Annotated in this window: 13 protein-coding genes, 1 pseudogene and 1 riboswitch; of the genes and pseudogenes, 6 read left to right on the top strand and 8 right to left on the bottom strand. The window is 70.8% G+C overall.

The window, feature by feature from the left end; translation table 11 throughout:
* The first annotated feature begins 202 nt into the window (after positions 1–202).
* Positions 203–2707 (top strand): NB-ARC domain-containing protein, encoded by a 2505-nt coding sequence (locus CGL27_RS08420; RefSeq protein ID WP_240450399.1) that lies wholly within the window; start codon positions 203–205, stop codon positions 2705–2707.
* A 97-nt stretch (positions 2708–2804) separates the two neighbouring features.
* Here CGL27_RS08420 and CGL27_RS08415 read toward each other — a convergent pair whose 3' ends face one another.
* Positions 2805–4490, bottom strand: coding sequence for a hypothetical protein (locus CGL27_RS08415; RefSeq protein ID WP_119985676.1), 1686 nt, complete (start codon positions 4488–4490; stop codon positions 2805–2807).
* A gap of 421 nt (positions 4491–4911) precedes the next feature.
* Between CGL27_RS08415 and CGL27_RS08410 the strand changes: the two genes are divergently transcribed.
* Positions 4912–5136, top strand: coding sequence for a hypothetical protein (locus tag CGL27_RS08410; protein ID WP_119985674.1), 225 nt, complete (start codon positions 4912–4914; stop codon positions 5134–5136).
* 75 nt (positions 5137–5211) lie between these two features.
* On the opposite strand, the gene CGL27_RS08405 is transcribed toward CGL27_RS08410, so the two are convergent.
* Positions 5212–6000, bottom strand: a complete 789-nt coding sequence (locus tag CGL27_RS08405; RefSeq protein ID WP_078644993.1) for an ABC transporter permease — start codon at positions 5998–6000, stop codon at positions 5212–5214.
* A gap of 101 nt (positions 6001–6101) precedes the next feature.
* On the bottom strand, positions 6102–7355 hold the full coding sequence (locus CGL27_RS08400) for an MFS transporter (protein ID WP_119985672.1): 1254 nt from the start codon (positions 7353–7355) through the stop codon (positions 6102–6104).
* Positions 7356–7379: 24 nt separating this feature from the next.
* Here CGL27_RS08400 and CGL27_RS08395 point away from each other — a divergent pair.
* The 4 genes and pseudogenes from CGL27_RS08395 to cobF form a co-directional block, all read left to right on the top strand.
* Positions 7380–7502 (top strand): annotated as a pseudogene (locus CGL27_RS08395) (EamA family transporter); the annotation flags it as partial.
* Positions 7503–7572: 70 nt separating this feature from the next.
* Positions 7573–7717: riboswitch (cobalamin riboswitch) on the top strand.
* 37 nt (positions 7718–7754) lie between these two features.
* The gene (locus CGL27_RS08390) at positions 7755–7976 is read left to right on the top strand and encodes a CbtB-domain containing protein (protein ID WP_014058848.1); all 222 of its coding nucleotides are present in this window, start codon (positions 7755–7757) and stop codon (positions 7974–7976) included.
* Positions 7977–7997: 21 nt separating this feature from the next.
* Positions 7998–8759 carry a CbtA family protein gene (locus CGL27_RS08385; RefSeq protein ID WP_119985670.1) on the top strand — a complete coding sequence of 254 codons (762 nt, stop codon included), beginning with the start codon at positions 7998–8000 and terminating at the stop codon, positions 8757–8759.
* 38 nt (positions 8760–8797) lie between these two features.
* Positions 8798–9574 carry a precorrin-6A synthase (deacetylating) gene (gene cobF / locus CGL27_RS08380; protein ID WP_119985669.1) on the top strand — a complete coding sequence of 259 codons (777 nt, stop codon included), beginning with the start codon at positions 8798–8800 and terminating at the stop codon, positions 9572–9574.
* A gap of 150 nt (positions 9575–9724) precedes the next feature.
* Here cobF and CGL27_RS08375 read toward each other — a convergent pair whose 3' ends face one another.
* The 5 genes from CGL27_RS08375 to CGL27_RS08355 form a co-directional block, all read right to left on the bottom strand.
* Positions 9725–10018, bottom strand: coding sequence for a hypothetical protein (locus CGL27_RS08375; RefSeq protein WP_078644998.1), 294 nt, complete (start codon positions 10016–10018; stop codon positions 9725–9727).
* 194 nt (positions 10019–10212) lie between these two features.
* On the bottom strand, positions 10213–11325 hold the full coding sequence (locus CGL27_RS08370) for a glycerate kinase (RefSeq protein ID WP_119985667.1): 1113 nt from the start codon (positions 11323–11325) through the stop codon (positions 10213–10215).
* A gap of 58 nt (positions 11326–11383) precedes the next feature.
* Complete coding sequence (gene alc, locus CGL27_RS08365) at positions 11384–12583, bottom strand: allantoicase (protein WP_119985665.1); 1200 nt, start codon at positions 12581–12583, stop codon at positions 11384–11386.
* Between the two features lie 23 nt (positions 12584–12606).
* Positions 12607–14385, bottom strand: a complete 1779-nt coding sequence (gene gcl / locus CGL27_RS08360) for a glyoxylate carboligase (protein WP_119985663.1) — start codon at positions 14383–14385, stop codon at positions 12607–12609.
* A gap of 37 nt (positions 14386–14422) precedes the next feature.
* Positions 14423–15319 carry a 2-hydroxy-3-oxopropionate reductase gene (locus CGL27_RS08355; RefSeq protein WP_119985661.1) on the bottom strand — a complete coding sequence of 299 codons (897 nt, stop codon included), beginning with the start codon at positions 15317–15319 and terminating at the stop codon, positions 14423–14425.
* Positions 15320–15398: the final 79 nt, after the last annotated feature.

Below are 15398 nucleotides of genomic sequence, written 5' to 3'. Positions count from 1 at the left end.
ACGGTCTTCCATCGCTGGATGTTCCCCGAAGACTGACCCCACCCCACCCCACCCCACCCCGTCCTGCAGTCCCCGCCCCCTCGGCCGTTTCCTGTTCGACGGTGTCCTGCGGGGGTACGCAGCGAGCCGGCTGTCCAAGCGCCCAAGATCTCTCTACGGTGGGTCCGACTGCCCTGTGGGGCCGGAAAGCGAAGGGGGCTGTGTGGAAGCGGAGTTGGCGGCGCTCGCCGCGTCAGGGGCGACAACGCTGGTCGGGCTGATGGTCTCGGAGTCGTGGGAACGGGCGAAGGGCGGGCTGGCCCGCTTCTTCGGACGACGCGCTGCAGGGCAGGCGGCCGAGGACGAACTGCAGGCGTCCAGCGCGGAGTTGGACGGCGCGCGGGCAGCGGGAGACGCGGGCGCCCAAGCCGACATCCAGGCCCGGTGGCGACAGCGACTGGAAGACATTTTCCAGGAGGACCCCGCTGCCGCGGAAGAACTGGCACAGCTGCTGTCCGAGCTCGCTCCGGACGCGTCGCGCACTTTCGTCAGTCTGGTCAGCGGAGGGGTGAACTACGGTCCGGCCTTTCAGGGGTCGCACATTCACGGTGGCATCACCTTCAATGTCCGGCCGGCGCCATTGGCCGAGCGGAACAGGCCCGATCAAGTACCGGTCGTGACCGTGCCATTCAGCAATCGGACGGCCGAACTCGCGCGCCTGGACGAAGCCCTCGGGACGAGAGCCGGTGACCACGGATCCGTTGGTGTCGGAGTGCTGGACGGACTCCCTGGAGTGGGCAAGACGACCATGGCGTGGCGGTGGGCGGACAGAACCCGGGGACGCTTCCCGGACGGGCAGCTCTATGTGGATTTCGCCGCCCTGCGTGATCAGTCCGGGGCGGCGAGCGCGGCTGGTGCGGACGTCTCGGAGGCTCTTGCCATGTGTCTGCGGTCGCTGCCGGGGAGCGGCGACGGCATTCCGAGTTCACTGGCGGAGCGGACCAACCTGTTCCGGTCGCGCTCGGCCAATCTGCGTATCCTGCTCGTCCTTGACGACGTGAATCAGCCCGCACAGGTCCGTGCCCTGATCCCCAAGGGGGCGGGCAGCGCGGTTCTGGTGACGAGCCGAGGCAGGCTCGGTGAGCTGGCCATGAACGGGGCGCGGTTGATCTCCGTCAAACCCCTGGACGCGCATGGCGGGCTGGAACTGCTGAAGGACCGGTGCGGCGCGGGGGCGGTCGAGGCCGAAGCGGAGGCCGCGAAACGTCTGGTGGTGCTGTGTGACGGGCTGCCGGTGGCCCTGCAGATCGTAGCGGCCCGTCTCCTGGCCGATGACTCCCTCACCATGACCGAACTGGCGGCCGAACTCGACGATGAGGCCGTAAGGCTTGCGGGGATGGCACTGGAGGGAGAGGAGTTCTCGGTGTCCGCTGTTCTGGGGCCTTCCTATCGGCTGCTGGCGCCCGCCGCGGCCCGGCTGTACCGGCTGCTCGGGTGGCTTCCGACCGGTACCTTCGACGCCGGTGTGGCGGCGGTCGCCGCGGATATCGACACGCGGAGCGCGAAGCGGCTGCTGGGTGTCCTGGCGAAGGCGAGCCTGGTCGACCTCATGGGTGACGGCCGTTACCGCATGCACGATCTGGTCCGTCTGCACGCACGAGAGCGCGCGGCGGAGGAGGAGCCGGAGAGCGAGCACGCGGCGCTCACCGAGCGGGTGGGCACGCACTATCTCGTCCTCACCGCCTTCGCCGACCGGGCGATGCGCGAGGACCGGCTGCGGGTCGCCAGACTGTCCGCGCTGCTCCGGGACGCCGACAACCCGTTCGCCGTCGCCGACGGGCCTTCCCCGCTGGAGTGGATGGACACCGAGCGTCCCGCCATCCTGGCGGTACTGCGCACGGCTGTCGGGCACCGGCTGCACACCTTGGCCTGGCCGCTGGCAGAGGCGTTCACGGCGCTGTTCCTGCACCGCCGCTACCTCGGGGCCTGGAAGGAGTCGCTGGAGCTGGGCGTGGAGGCGGCCGCGGCGGCAGCGACAGCGGCGCGTACGGCGGAGGAGATCGAGCTGGCCACGGCGGCCGAGGCACGATTGCGCAGCCTGCTGTCGCGCCCGTTGCTCGACCTCGGTGAGAACGATCGCGCGGGAGCCGAACTGGAGCGGGCCGCCGCCCTCGCCGAGGCGGCCGGCGACCTCGTCGTACGCGCCTCCGCGCTGGAGTTCCTCGGGCGGTACCGGGATCTCCACGAGCCGTCCCGATCCGTCGAGACGTACCAGCTCTCCCTCGAACTCAACGAGCGTGTCGGAGAAGCCCGAGGCGCGGCGATCGCCGCCTTCTTCCTCGGGCGCGCGCAGGACGCGCGGGGCGATCACGCGGAGGCCATGGCCACGCTGCTCCGGGCCCGGGCGGACTTCACGGCCCGGGAGGAGCCCGACCGGCGGATGGCGGCGCGGGCGAGCGCGGCCATCGGCGTCGTACACGGCCACCTCGGTGAGACCGAGGAGGCGATCCGTGAACTGCGCGAAGCCATCAGGGTGCTGGGCGAGGATGTGGGAGCGACACACTACGCGGCGGAGGCCCGGGAACACCTCGCCGACGTGGCGGAACGCGCGGGCGGGCGCGAGGACCTGGTGCGCGGGAATCTGCGGCGTGCCATCGAGATCTACGAGGCGACCGGCAACCCTCGGGCGGAGACGCTGCGCAGGCGGTTGGAGGCCCTCGACCACTGACACGCGCATGGGAACGCGCGGAGCGGTCTGTTGCGGAGCGGCCACCTCGGAGCGGCCACTTCACAGGGGCCAGTTCACAGCGGCCACCGCAGAGCCGCTACCCGGTCGGCCGGGCGGGACGCAGGCGGAGGATGACGTCCTCGTCCCGCAGGTCACCGATCCGCAGCGTCACCAGTGTGTCGTTCAACCGGAGCCCGGCACGCAGACACGCGTAGACGACCGCGGCGGGCAGGCCCGGATCCATCGCCGGTCCCGTGGCCGTCACCTCCACGGTCCGGCCGTCCCTGAGCCCGACCAGACAGCAGTTCCCGCGCACGGCCGATGCCGCGAGCAGGCTTCCGGGCAGCCGGGCGAGGGTGTCCTCGATCCAGCGCAGGGCCCCGACCGCGGTGGACGCGGGGTGGCGCCGGATGAGTACGGAGGCGCTTTCGGCCAGCCGGTGGTCGCGCACGTCGTCGGTGCACGCCAGATGGGTGAAGGAGACGGGGGAACGGGGGAGGGCCGCGTCGTAAGCCGAGACGGCTGCCGGAAAGCGGCACACGGTGACGGTCGGCTCTTCGCCGTCCCCGGTGACGCCGGTGGACACCTGCCATGAAGTGACCGGCGAGGCGGGCGGTTCCGGAACGGGAAGCGCGAGCGGGGACGGTGGCGGTGAAGGCGGCTCCGGGAGCTTCAGCAGGTGATAGACAGCGGTGCGGAGCCGGGCGAGGGCGTGGCCGGATTCGGCGAAGGCATGCTCGGCGACCGCCGCGTAACGCTGCGGCGCGTGCTCGCGAGCGACGTCCTCCACCTGTCGGCGCAGATCCTTGTGCGCGTCCAGCCGGGGCGCGACGGCTGCCAAGCGGTGGACAGCCGTTCCGGGCACCGCGTCACGGCCGAACGCGGCCAGTAGCAGCGGCGTTCCGGCTGACGCTCCGTACAGTGTGACCGAGCCGTGGTCTCCGATGAGGACGTCCGCCGCGACGAGCGCGGGCCGCCACGCGTGGACGGTCGGCATCAGCAGCAGTCCCGCGTCCAAGGCGGCGGCCTGCAGCGTACGCATCTGCCACGCCCCATGTGCCGACCAGACATTGGGGTGGACGATCGCGCCGACCCGGTATTCGTCGCAGGGGAGCTGCGCGAGGAGGCGCGGCAGAAGCTCCGGGTGACTCGCCAGGAGCGAGGTGGGGCCCCAGGTGGAGCTGACCATGACGAGACGCTGGTGTTCCGCGACACCCATCGCCCCTCGGTATGTCTCCCTGTGCGGCCGGCTGCCGACCAGCTCGTCGAAGCATGGGTCGCCGACCAGCAGCGTGCGCCCGGCCGCCTTCGGGTGGGCGGCGAGCAACTGCTCCTCCTGCGCCGGATGTGACACCGCCAGCCAGGCACGACCCGTCTCCAACAGGGAGTCCTTCACGACCCCTGAGAGCCTGTCGTGCGGACTCCGTGAGTCCGGCACGAGCTTCTGGAATCCGACGCCGTGCGGCAGCACGAGCACCGGGCAGTCGCCTTCCGGTACGTCGATGTTCTCGCTGGCGGAGAGGATGAGGTCAGGGGCGGTGTGCCCGAGCTGCTCCCAGGGCATGACCCGACACCCGGTGTCACGGAGGAGGTCGAGGACGCCGGCGTTGAAGGCGGACGTGGGGTCGTAGGCGAAGACGACGGTCACACGGCTGTCATCGCGCAGAAGCGATGGGAGCGTTTCGAGGGCGCGTACGGTCGAGGTGACCGTACGGGCGGCGACGACCAGGGTGCGCTGGCCGCGGAAGGTGCTCCAACGGTGGGCGTCATGCCCCACGGGCACGCGAAGCGGCTGGCTACCGAACAAGGCGGCCGCCTCTAACAAACCGGCGCCTCCAACCGGCTCGCGGCTCGCGGCTCGCGGCTCGCGGCTCGCGGCTCGCGGCTCGCGGCTCGCGGCTCGCGGCTCGCGGCTCGCGGCTCGCGGCTCGCGGCTCGCGGCTCGCGGCTCGCGGCTCGCGGCTCGCGGCTCGCGGCTCGCGGCTCGCGGCTATGGTGCTTTTATCGCCTTTCAATCCGATTGGCAACCTTTCGGGCGGTCCGTGGCATTCCAGCGGTCAGTGGCAGCGGTGTGAATGCGTACACGGTAACGAATTACGCGACCGGCACCGCAAGGATCAGCGGCTGGGGCGTGATGACGGTCGGACGGGAGGAGAGGATGGCCACTGGTTTGGCCTGGCCGCGCCGTTTCCTACACTCGCGGAATGAACAACTACACGTGCACCCATTGCGGCAACGTCGGTCTGGCGGAAGGTTTCATCGAGGACGCCGGTGAGCACTCGCGCGGATACGCGCGCTGGATCGAGGGCGCGATGGAGCGGGGATTTTTCGGGGGCGCCAAGCGGACGGGCCGCCCCCGGCGGCAGATAGTGGCGTTCCGCTGTCCTGAGTGCGGGCACCTCGAGCTGTTCGCCACCGAGGAGGTGTAGTCGGCCCTCGTCGTCCCGGACGCCCGTGCGCGCGGTCTGCCCTTCATGCCCGCGGTGCCCGCGGGGGCATGCCCCTCACCTTCGACCGTCCTTGGGGCGGTGGAGGTGGCCGCGGGCGACGAGTTCGACGGTGCAGGCAACGGCCACCGCCTGGATCGCCATCAGGGCGACGAGGACGAACAGTTGGACCGCTCCCGCGGCGGTGGGGCTGGCGCCGCCCAGCAGCATGCCGACAAAGGCGCCCGGGAGTGTCACCAGTCCAACGGTGCGCGTCTGGTCGAGACCGGGCAGCAGGGCGTCCGACGCGGCCGGGCGGGCGATCTCCATCCGTGCGTCCCGGTCCGACAGCCCCAGGGCCAGGCCCGCCTCGTACTCACCGTGCCGCAGGCCGAGTTCGTCCAGCGCCCGCCGTCCCGACAGCACGGTCGCGGTCAGTGCTCCACCGATGAAGATCCCGGTCACCGGAATCAGCACGATGCCCTTCAGGGGCACCAGGCCGGTCAGCAGCAGCAGGCTCACGACCGGCAGCACGCTCAGCGCGATGGGCCACAGTGCCAGCCACCACGACCGGTCCGGTGTCAGGCGCCGCCCGGCGGTCCACACCGCCACGCCCAGCATCAAGATCAAGAAAGCCACCGTCGCGAGGCCCGAGCCCACCACCTTCGTGATGACCGCGGAGACGGCGGCCAACTGGAGCGCGGCACGCACACCGGCCAGCAGAACCTGCCGGGCCCGGTGCGTGTGTACGTCCGGCGACAGATGGAAGAGGGCAACAGCCGCGATCGCGGCCAGGAGGAGGACGACGAGCAGTACGGCCAGTGTGGTGTTGACCGGCAGAAGGGAGGAGGCTGCGTTCAGATGCATGGTGCGGGCTACCTTCCGTGACTTCCGCTCTCGTCCGCGCCACGTTGCGGGTGACCGTGGTCGACAATACGGTGCGGTTCCGTGCCGCGTGGGAGTAGCTTCTACCGGTCGGTGAGCGAGCGGCGCTTTCGGCTCTGCGTACGTCGGCGGCTGCTTGCCGAGCCGCCGGTGACCGGCCTGCGACCGGTGAGGAGAACCGTGAGGGCCGCGACCGCCATCACCGCGGACATCGTGGTGAAGCCGGTGGCGAAGGTGGCCGCTTGGGCTGCCAGGCCCAGCATGAGGGATCCGAGCCCGGTGCCCGCGTCGTAGCCGATGTTCCACGCGACTGAAGTCGTATGCCGGTTCTCCGCGCCCGCGTAGCTGAACGCCTGCACCAGCGTGAGGCTCTGCAGCCCTCCGTACGCCGCTCCCAGCACGACCAGTCCGGCCGGCAGGACGAGGACGGGGACGCTCTCCGATCCCACGGCCAGGGCGATCAGCGCCAGGCCCGCACACGCGGCCGAGACGAGGACGCCGCTGATCGGCCGCAGAGCGATCCGGTCGGCCAGCACTCCGCAGCCCCAACGGGACACCGCGGCGGTGGCAGTGAGGGTGAGAAGGGCCGTGACGGCCAGTGTCGGGGTGGTGGTGAACTGCGGGGCGAAGGTGAGGACCGCACCCCCCGCGGCCGTGACCAGGAGCAGCACGGTGAGCGGGAGCAGGATGCGCCGGAGCACCGTGGCCGTGGGGGCGGGGTGCCGCGGGTGGCTGTCCTGTGGCGCGGGGCTGCCGATGCGGGCCTCGACGACGCGGCCGAGGGCTCGTGTCCAGGGTAGTGCCAGGACGGGGAGGGCGCCGCACGCGATGATCGCGGGGAGGGCGAACGTGTCCACCAGCCAGGGCGCCGCCGGGGTGAGGGCGACTTGGGGGAGCGCGACCGCGAAGCCGTAGAGGCCGATGGCCGCTCCCTGGCGTCCGCGTGGGGCCAGTGCGGTCGCGGCGGTGGATCCACAGACGGTGACGATGCCGAAGCCCGCTCCGCGGAGGGCTGTGGTCAGCAGGATGGGCAACAGGTGGTCGCTGAGGGCTTGCAGCAGGGCGGGCAGGCCGAGCAGGAGGGCACCGAGGACGAGGATGCGGGTCCATCCGAGTACGCGAAGCGCCGTTTTGACGCACAACTGGGCCAGGACGGTGGCGGCCATCAGAACGGCGGTGACGAGTCCGGCACCGAACTCATCCGCGCCTCCGCTGACGGCCCATGCCGGGGAGACGGGCAGCAGCAGGGCGAATCCGGAGAAGCAGCAGAGCACCACCATCAGCAGATGCGGTATACCCGGGGCCCGTATGACGGATTCTTTCGCGCGCTCGGACATGAACCTCCTGTGGCAGGTCCCGCCGCTGTCACTCTGGCCGCGGCCGGGGAAATGTACCGCAGGCTCGGCTCGACGAAGCCCACGGCCGGAGTGCTGGACTCGCTGGCGAATCCGCTGTCCCTGCTGGCTGCCCGCAGCGGCGACCTGGCCGCCGTCGCCGTCAGCCTCCTCGCCCTCACCTGACCGTCTCGCCAGGTGGCTGGTCTTGGCCATGAACCCGACACGCGGTACGGTCGGTGCGATATCGACGACGGTAAGACGGAAGCCGGTGGGAATCCGGCACGGTCGCGCCACTGTGAGCGAGAGGTCCCGGACGGGGTCTCTCGTGAGTCAGACCCGTAGCCGTCGTCCTGTGCTCCACCGAGATGGGACGCGAACTCCCTTAAGGAGGCCCTGGCCATGGCGCAGCATGTCGCGCAGCCCACAGCCACCACGCCCGAACTGCCTGCCACGCTGCCGCTGAAGGCGATAGCTCCGTGGGCGGTTTTCTTCGGCATTCTGATGCTGGTCCTGCTGTATTTCGTCGGCGCCGAGCAGGGCGCCACCGCGGTCGTCTCCGGTGAGAACGTCCATGAGTGGGTGCATGACGCCCGTCATCTGCTCGGCTTCCCCTGCCACTGACGCGAGGGACGCCGCACACTCATGAACTCCGCAATGGTAAGAAATCTGCTCGTCCGGGGCATGCTCGCCGGTCTGGGGGCCGGCGTGCTCGCCCTGGTCGCCGCCTACTTCCTCGGTGAGCCGAGCGTCGACCGCGCGATCAGTTTCGAGGGGGCCCACGCCCCCGCGCATGAGCACGAGGTCGAGCTGGTCTCGCGTGGTGTGCAGTCCACGGCCGGGCTGGCCACCGGTGTCCTGGTCTACGGGATCGCCTTCGGCGGTATCGCCGCCCTCGCGTACTGCGTCGCCCTGGGCCGCGTCGGCCGCTTCACCCCGCGGGCCACCGCGCTGCTGCTGTCCGGCTGCGCGCTGCTCGCGGTCTACGTGGTGCCGTTCCTGAAGTACCCGGCCAATCCGCCCGCGGTCGGCAACGGCGACACCATCGGCAAGCGCACGACGCTGTACTTCCTGATGATGCTGCTCAGCGTGCTCCTCGCGGTGGGCGCCACCATTGTGGGCAAGCGGCTCGCCCCGAGGCTGGGTACCTGGTACGCGACCGTGGCCGCGGTGGCCGCTTTCGCCGTGGTGATCGGGCTGGCGTATGCCTTCCTTCCCGTGGTCAACGAGGTGCCGGGGGACTTCCCCGCCACCGTGTTGTGGCGATTCCGGTTGTCCGCTCTGGCCATGCAGGTCGTCCTGTGGGGTGGTTTCGGTCTCCTGTTCGGCGAGCTTGCCGAGCGGTTGCTGAATCCCAAGCCCGCGACGGCCGATGAGGGCCGGGCGGTGGCGCCCGCCACGCACTGACCCTCGAGGAGTACGACCAACTGATCGCGAGCCGTCGCATGACCACGCAGCAACGCCGGATTCTCGTCATCGGTATCGGAGCCGGGGACCCCGACCATCTGACGCTCGGGGCGGTGAAGGCGATGGGCCGCGCTGACGTGTTCTTCATCGTCGGCAAGGGAGACGACAAGTCCGCACTCACGGACCTTCGCCACCGCATGCTGGACGAGCACGCGCGGGCGCCCTACCGGGTGGTGGAGGTGGACGACCCGAGCCGGGACCGGCGTCCGATGGGCCGGAGCGACTACACCTCCGCCGTCCAGGACTGGCGCACGCGTCGCGCGGACATGTTCGAGCGCCTGCTGCGCGAGGAGATGACGGCTGACGAGACCGGCGCGTTCCTCGTATGGGGCGACCCGTCGCTGTACGACAGCACTCTCGGGATCCTCGCCGACATCGAGGCACGCGGCTCCGTCTCCGCGAGCGTCGAGGTCATTCCCGGCATCAGCAGTGTGTCGTCGCTCGCCGCGCGGCACCGCATTCCCCTGAACCAGGTGGGGCGGCCGGTGCACATCACCCCGGCCCGCCGGCTCTCCGACGTGGGCCAGAACGACGACGGGGACATCGTGGTGATGCTCGACGCACACGAGTCGTTCACCCAGGTCGAGGGGGACGACGTGTGGATCTACTGGGGCGCCTACCTCGGCACGCCCGACGAGCTGCTGGTCGCCGGGCCACTGCGAGAGGTGTCCGACCGTATCCGGCAGGTGCGGGCGCAGGCGCGTGACCGGCATGGATGGATCATGGACACCTATCTGCTGCGCATCGTGGAGTAGGCGGCTCGCGTGGGCGCCTGAGGTGGACGTGGGAAACAGGCCGGGGGCGGGAAGCGCCGCACTGGCGTTTCCCGCCCCCGATCGGTCGTACGTGTGGAACCCCCGGCGCGGGGTCGTGAGTGTGTGATCGTGGCGTCGGCCAGGGGTGTGTCAGTGGTCGTCCCAGTGACCCTCGTGCTGGGCGTGGCGGTGGCCGTCGTGGAGGTAGTCCACGTGGTTGCCGTGCGGTACGGCGACATGTCCGCAGTCGGCGCGGTGCTGGTGGTCGTGGCCTTCGTGGACGGTGTGGCCACTGGGCTCGCACTCGTCGACGTGGTCGTCGTGTGTCCGGTGCAGGTGGCCGTCGTGGACGTAGTCGGTGTGATCGTCGTGCGGGACCGCGACGTGGCCGCAGCCGCTTCCATGCTGGTGGGAGTGGCCGGTATGGGGAGCGTGCGTGGTCATGGGGGCACCTTCTTTCTCCCCCCTGGCACATTCTGTACTCGGTCCACGGCCCGTGCCACGCTCCGCGATCAGGACCTGGACCCGTGTCGCCCGGGGCCAGGGAACGCCCACACAACCTCCGGTGCGCTCGACCGTGTACTCCTCGTCGGTGGCCCGGCCCGGCACGGACAAGCCACGATGTGGCCGCGCCGGTTTCAGACGGGCGGGAAGTCTCTCGCTATGCGCGCCGCCACCCGCTCCAGCAGGGGCCCCGCGTGTGCGAGGCAGCGGGGGATGTCGGGCTCCAGTTCGGTCAGGGCGTAGGCGCGGTGGATGCCGACGGCGTGCAAGGAGGCCGGGTCCAGGGACAACCGGCCGCAGACGGCGATGACGGGCAGGCCGCGTGCGCGGGCCCGGGAGGCGACGCCGGCCGGTGCCTTGCCGTGCAGGGTCTGGGTGTCCAGGGAGCCCTCACCGGTGATCACCAGGTCCGCTTGTGCCAGGGCCTCGTCGAAACCGAGCAGGTCCAGCATCACCTCCACGCCAGGGCGAAACCGCGCCCGCAGTGCGGTGAGGGCGCCGAAGCCGAGGCCGCCGGCCGCCCCGGCCCCGGGTTCTGCGGCCGTGCCGAGTGCTCCGCACGTTCGCGCGTAGTGGCGCAGGGCGTCCTCGAGGATGTCCACCTCCTGTGGGGAGGCGCCCTTTTGGGGCCCGTAGACCGCGGCCGCGCCCTTGGGCCCGAGCAGCGGGTTGTCGACATCGCTCGCCAGCACCAGGTCCACCTCCGCGAGCCGGGCATCAAGCCCGGACAGGTCGGCCTTCGCGAGCCGGGCCAGCGCCGCCCCGCCGGGGCCGGTCAAGGCGCCGGACGCCTCCAGGAACCGCGCGCCGAGCGCGGACAGCATCCCCGCGCCGCCGTCCGTCGTCGCACTGCCGCCGACGCCCAGGGCGATCGAACGGGCCCCGGCGTCCAGCGCGGCGCGCAGCACTTCGCCGGTGCCGTACGACGTGGCGGTGAGCGGCGCGAAGACGCCCGCCGGGAGGTGCCGCAGCCCGGACGCCTCGGCCATCTCGACGACCGCGGCGCCGTTCCGCAGGGCGTAGGCGGCGGTCACCGGCTTGCCCACGGGTCCGGTCACGCATATCTCGCGTCGGTCGAACCCGGCCACGGCCGCCGCGTCCACCGTCCCGTCACCGCCGTCGGCGACCGGTACGGACGCGACCGACGCCCGGGGAGCCGCCCGCCGGAGCCCCGCGGTGAGCCGTTCGGCCACCTGAGCCGCGGTCAGCGACCCTTTGAACTTGTCCGCCGCGATCAGTACCCGCACCCGTTTTCCTCTCCTTCCGGGCCGGGCGCCGATCCGCCCGGCCTCGTCCGCCGCGCGGTCAGGGTGCTGTCGCCACCAGGTCGCGTACGCGGTCGGCCACGAACGGCTCGCACTCCTCCAGCGCTTTGGCCAGTCCGTCCGGATCGGTCAGCGGGCGCCTGTCGACGATGTCCCGCGCCCGTTCCGGTGCCGCACCGCACTCGGTGATCAGGACCTGAACCGCGTGAGCAGCGGGCAGCAGGTCGAACCAGCGCAGCCCGAGCGTGGCGAGGCCGGCGGGGGTGGGCTCGCCGAACAGCCGGAGCCGCGCCAGGCCACCGTCGGGGTAGATGTCGAGCTTGACGTGGCTGACCGGGCGGGAGGCGTCGATACGGAAGCGGTGCCGGGTGTCCCGCTGCAGCCGGGTGCGCGGCAGCAGATCGAACCAGGCCCCGGGATCGTCCGGGTCCGCCACCGCGGCGTCGATGCCGCGCAGCCGTGCCGAACCCGGGGAGTTTCCGATGAAGTACGAGGTGTCGAGGGCCGCTTGGGCGAGGTGTCCGCGCACGGCGAGTTCGACGATCATCCAGTCGTTGCCGCCACCGCGGCGCCGGCGGGTTTCCCATCCGTCGCCCATCACCCGGGGCAGCCCCGGGGACAGCACGTTGTTGGGCGGGGAGTAGAAACGGTCGCTGGCGTCGATGACGCGGCCGCCGTTCTCCACCGCGCCCAGGTCCCAGGCGGAGCCGGTGACGAACCGCGGGTCCGGGACCACTTCGCCGTGGACACGCAGCCGGGCCACCCCGCCGTCGGGGTGGATGTTGAGGCGGACGTGTGTGAAACGCCGGTCGGCCTCGACCTCGAAGAGGTGTTGGGTGTCTCCGCTCAGGGGGCTCGGCGCAACGATCGGAACCCATGCGGCTTCTTCGAGTTCGGCCGGTGTGGGATAGCCCTCGGCGGCACACGCCTCCAGCGAACACGACTCCGGGTAGTTGCCGGTGAAGTGCGCCGTGTCGACGACGACACCGCGGATCACGCCCGGCGCGCCGAGCCGTACGACGGCCCAGTCGTGGTCGCCCGCCTCGTATTCGGGGCGGCGGCGCCGGGTTTCCCAGCCGTCCATGAGCTGTCCCTTGTGCCCGAAGGTGTGGGGCTGGAACACGGGTGGCGTGGGGCGCAGCAGGTTTTCCTTCTCGGCGAAGAACTCGTCGTTGGCCGCGACGACACCGCCGCCGAGGGCGCGTGCGGTGAGGTCGGGAAGCCGGGTGAAGTCGCTCATGTTCTCTCTCCTGTTCCCGAAGGTCAGCCGAGGGCCACGCGGAGTGCCGTCGGGGCGTGGTCGGGGCCGGTGGCCACTTCCTCGAACTCCGTGACGTTGTCGAGTTCGGTTCCCATGGACACGTTGGTGACGCGTTCGAGGATGACCTCGACGACCACCGGCACCCGGTGCTCGGCCATGAGCTTCTTGGCCTCTTCGAGGGCGGGCGCGATGCGGTCGGGCTCGAAGACCCGGACGGCCTTGCAGCCCAGCCCTTCGGCGACCTTGACGTGGTCGACGCCGTAGCCGCCCACCTCGGGGGCGTTGACATTGTCGAAGGAAAGCTGGACGCAGTAGTCCATGTCGAAGCCGCGCTGCGCTTGGCGGATCAGACCGAGGTAGGCGTTGTTGACGACGACGTGGAGGTAGGGGATCTGGAACTGGGCGCCGACGGCGAGTTCCTCGATCATGAACTGGAAGTCGTAGTCGCCGGAGAGGGCGACGACGGTGGCGTCCGGATCGGCGGTCGCGACACCCAGGGCGGCGGGCACGGTCCAGCCCAGCGGCCCGGCCTGGCCGGCGTTGATCCAGTGCCGGGGGCGGTAGACATGGAGCATCTGCGCGGCCTGGATCTGGGAGAGGCCGATCGTGGAGACGTAGCGCGTGTCGCGCCCGAACGCCTTGTTCATCTCCTCGTAGACCCGCTGCGGCTTGACCGGCACCTGGTCGAAGTGGGTCCTGCGGAGCAGGGTGGCCTTGCGCTGCCGGCAGCTTCCGGCCCAGTCGCCGCGGTCCCTGAGTGCTCCTGCGGCCTTCAGCTCCCTCGCCGCCTCGACGAAGAGCTCCAGCGCGGGCCCGGCGTCGGAGACGATGCCGTAGTCGGGCGGGAAGACCCGGCCGATCTGGGTGGGTTCGATGTCGACGTGGACGAAGGTACGGCCCCGGGTGTACGTGTCGAGGCCGCCGGTGTGGCGGTTCGCCCAGCGGTTGCCGATCCCGAGGACGAAGTCGGACTCCAGCATGGTGGCATTGCCGTAGCGGTGGGAGGTCTGCAGACCGACCATGCCCGCCATGAGCGGGTGGTCGTCGGGGATGGCGCCCCAGCCCATCAGCGTGGGCACCACCGGCACCCCGGTGAGCTGGGCGAACTCCACCAGCAACGCGCTCGCGTCGGCGTTGATGACACCGCCGCCGGCGACGATCAGCGGGCGTTCGGCGGCCTGGAGCAGTTCGAGGGCCTTGTCGATCTGGGCCCGGGTGGCGGCCGGCCGGTGGACCGGAAGCGGCTGGTACGTCTCCAGGTCGAACTCGATCTCCGCCATCTGGACATCGATCGGCAGATCGATCAGCACCGGACCGGGCCGCCCGGAACGCATGAGGTGGAACGCCTGCTGGAGCGCGCCGGGCACCTGTGCGGGCTCCAGCACGGTCATCGCCATCTTGGTCAGCGGCGCCGCGATGGAGGCGATGTCGACGGCCTGGAAGTCCTCCTTGTGCAGCTTGGCCACCGGTGCCTGCCCGGTGATGCACAGGATCGGGATCGAGTCCGCCGCGGCCGAGTACAGACCGGTGATCATGTCGGTGCCCGCGGGGCCGCTGGTGCCCACGCAGACCCCGATGTTCCCGGCCTTCGCACGGGTGTAGCCCTCGGCCATGTGCGAGGCCCCCTCCACATGCCGGGCGAGGACATGAGTGAGGCCGCCATTGGTGCGCATCGCGGAGTAGAAGGGGTTGATCGCCGCACCGGGCAGGCCGAAGACATGGGTGGTTCCCTCACGCTTGAGGATCTCCACCGCCGCCTGGGCCGCGGTCATTCGAGCCATGAGGATGCTCCTGTCGATTGGTACATCGGGGGTGGGTTCAGTGCGTGGCGCGGCCGGCCAGTCGCTCGACGCCGCGCAGCAGGGCGGAGTGGTCGAGCCCGCCGTCGCCGTGGGCGCGGGCCGAGGCGACCAGTTGGGCGACGACGGCGCCGACCGGCAGGGGCGCCCCCACGGCCCGTGCCGCGTCGATGACGATGCCCATGTCCTTGTGATGCAGGTCGATACGGAAGCCGGGCTTGAAATCGCGGTCGAGCACCGCCTGCCGCTTGCGGGCCAGCACGGTGGAGCCGGCCAGGCCCCCGCCCAGGACCTCCAGTGCCGCCTTCAGGTCCACGTCGGCGTTCTCCAGGAAGACCACGGCCTCGGCCAGGGCCTGGAGGTGGATGGCGACCATGAGCTGGTTGGCGGCCTTGACCGTCTGCCCGGCCCCGTGCGGGCCGACATGCACGTTGGTGGTGCCCAGTGCCTCGAACACCGGCCCGGCAGCGGCGAAGTCGTCCGGGTCGCCGCCGACCATGATGGACAGCACCCCCTCGATGGCGCCCGCCTCACCGCCGGACACCGGGGCGTCGAGCGTACGCAGGCCCTTGTCCCGCGCGGCGGCGTCCACCTCCAGCGAGGTCTGCGGGGTGATGCTGCTCATGTCGATCAGCAAGGTGCCCGGCCCGGCGTGTTCCAGGACGCCGCCCTCGCCGAGGACGACCTCCTTCACCTGTGGGTCGGCCGGGACCATGGTGATCACGACCTCGGCTTCGCGCACCGCCTCGGCGATGCTGTCGGCGCCCCGGCCACCGGCCGCGGTCAAGGTGTCCACGGCCGCGCGGCCGCGGCTGTAGCCGGTGACGGTGTGTCCGGCCTTCACCAGGTTGGCGGCCATCGGGCCGCCCATGATGCCCAGGCCGATGAAGGCGATCTTCCGGGAAGTGGCGCTCATCGTAGGTTCCTTCGTGTCGTTCGGTGTCGTTCGGTGTCGTTCGCGTCGTCCGGGTCGTCGTGGTGGTCCGCAACAGCGG

Source organism: Streptomyces sp. 11-1-2 (genome assembly GCF_003595545.1).
GTDB lineage: Bacteria > Actinomycetota > Actinomycetes > Streptomycetales > Streptomycetaceae > Streptomyces > Streptomyces hygroscopicus_B.
The sequence above is the reverse complement of the archived record's forward strand: the minus strand, read 5'-3'. Positions and strand labels throughout refer to the sequence as shown.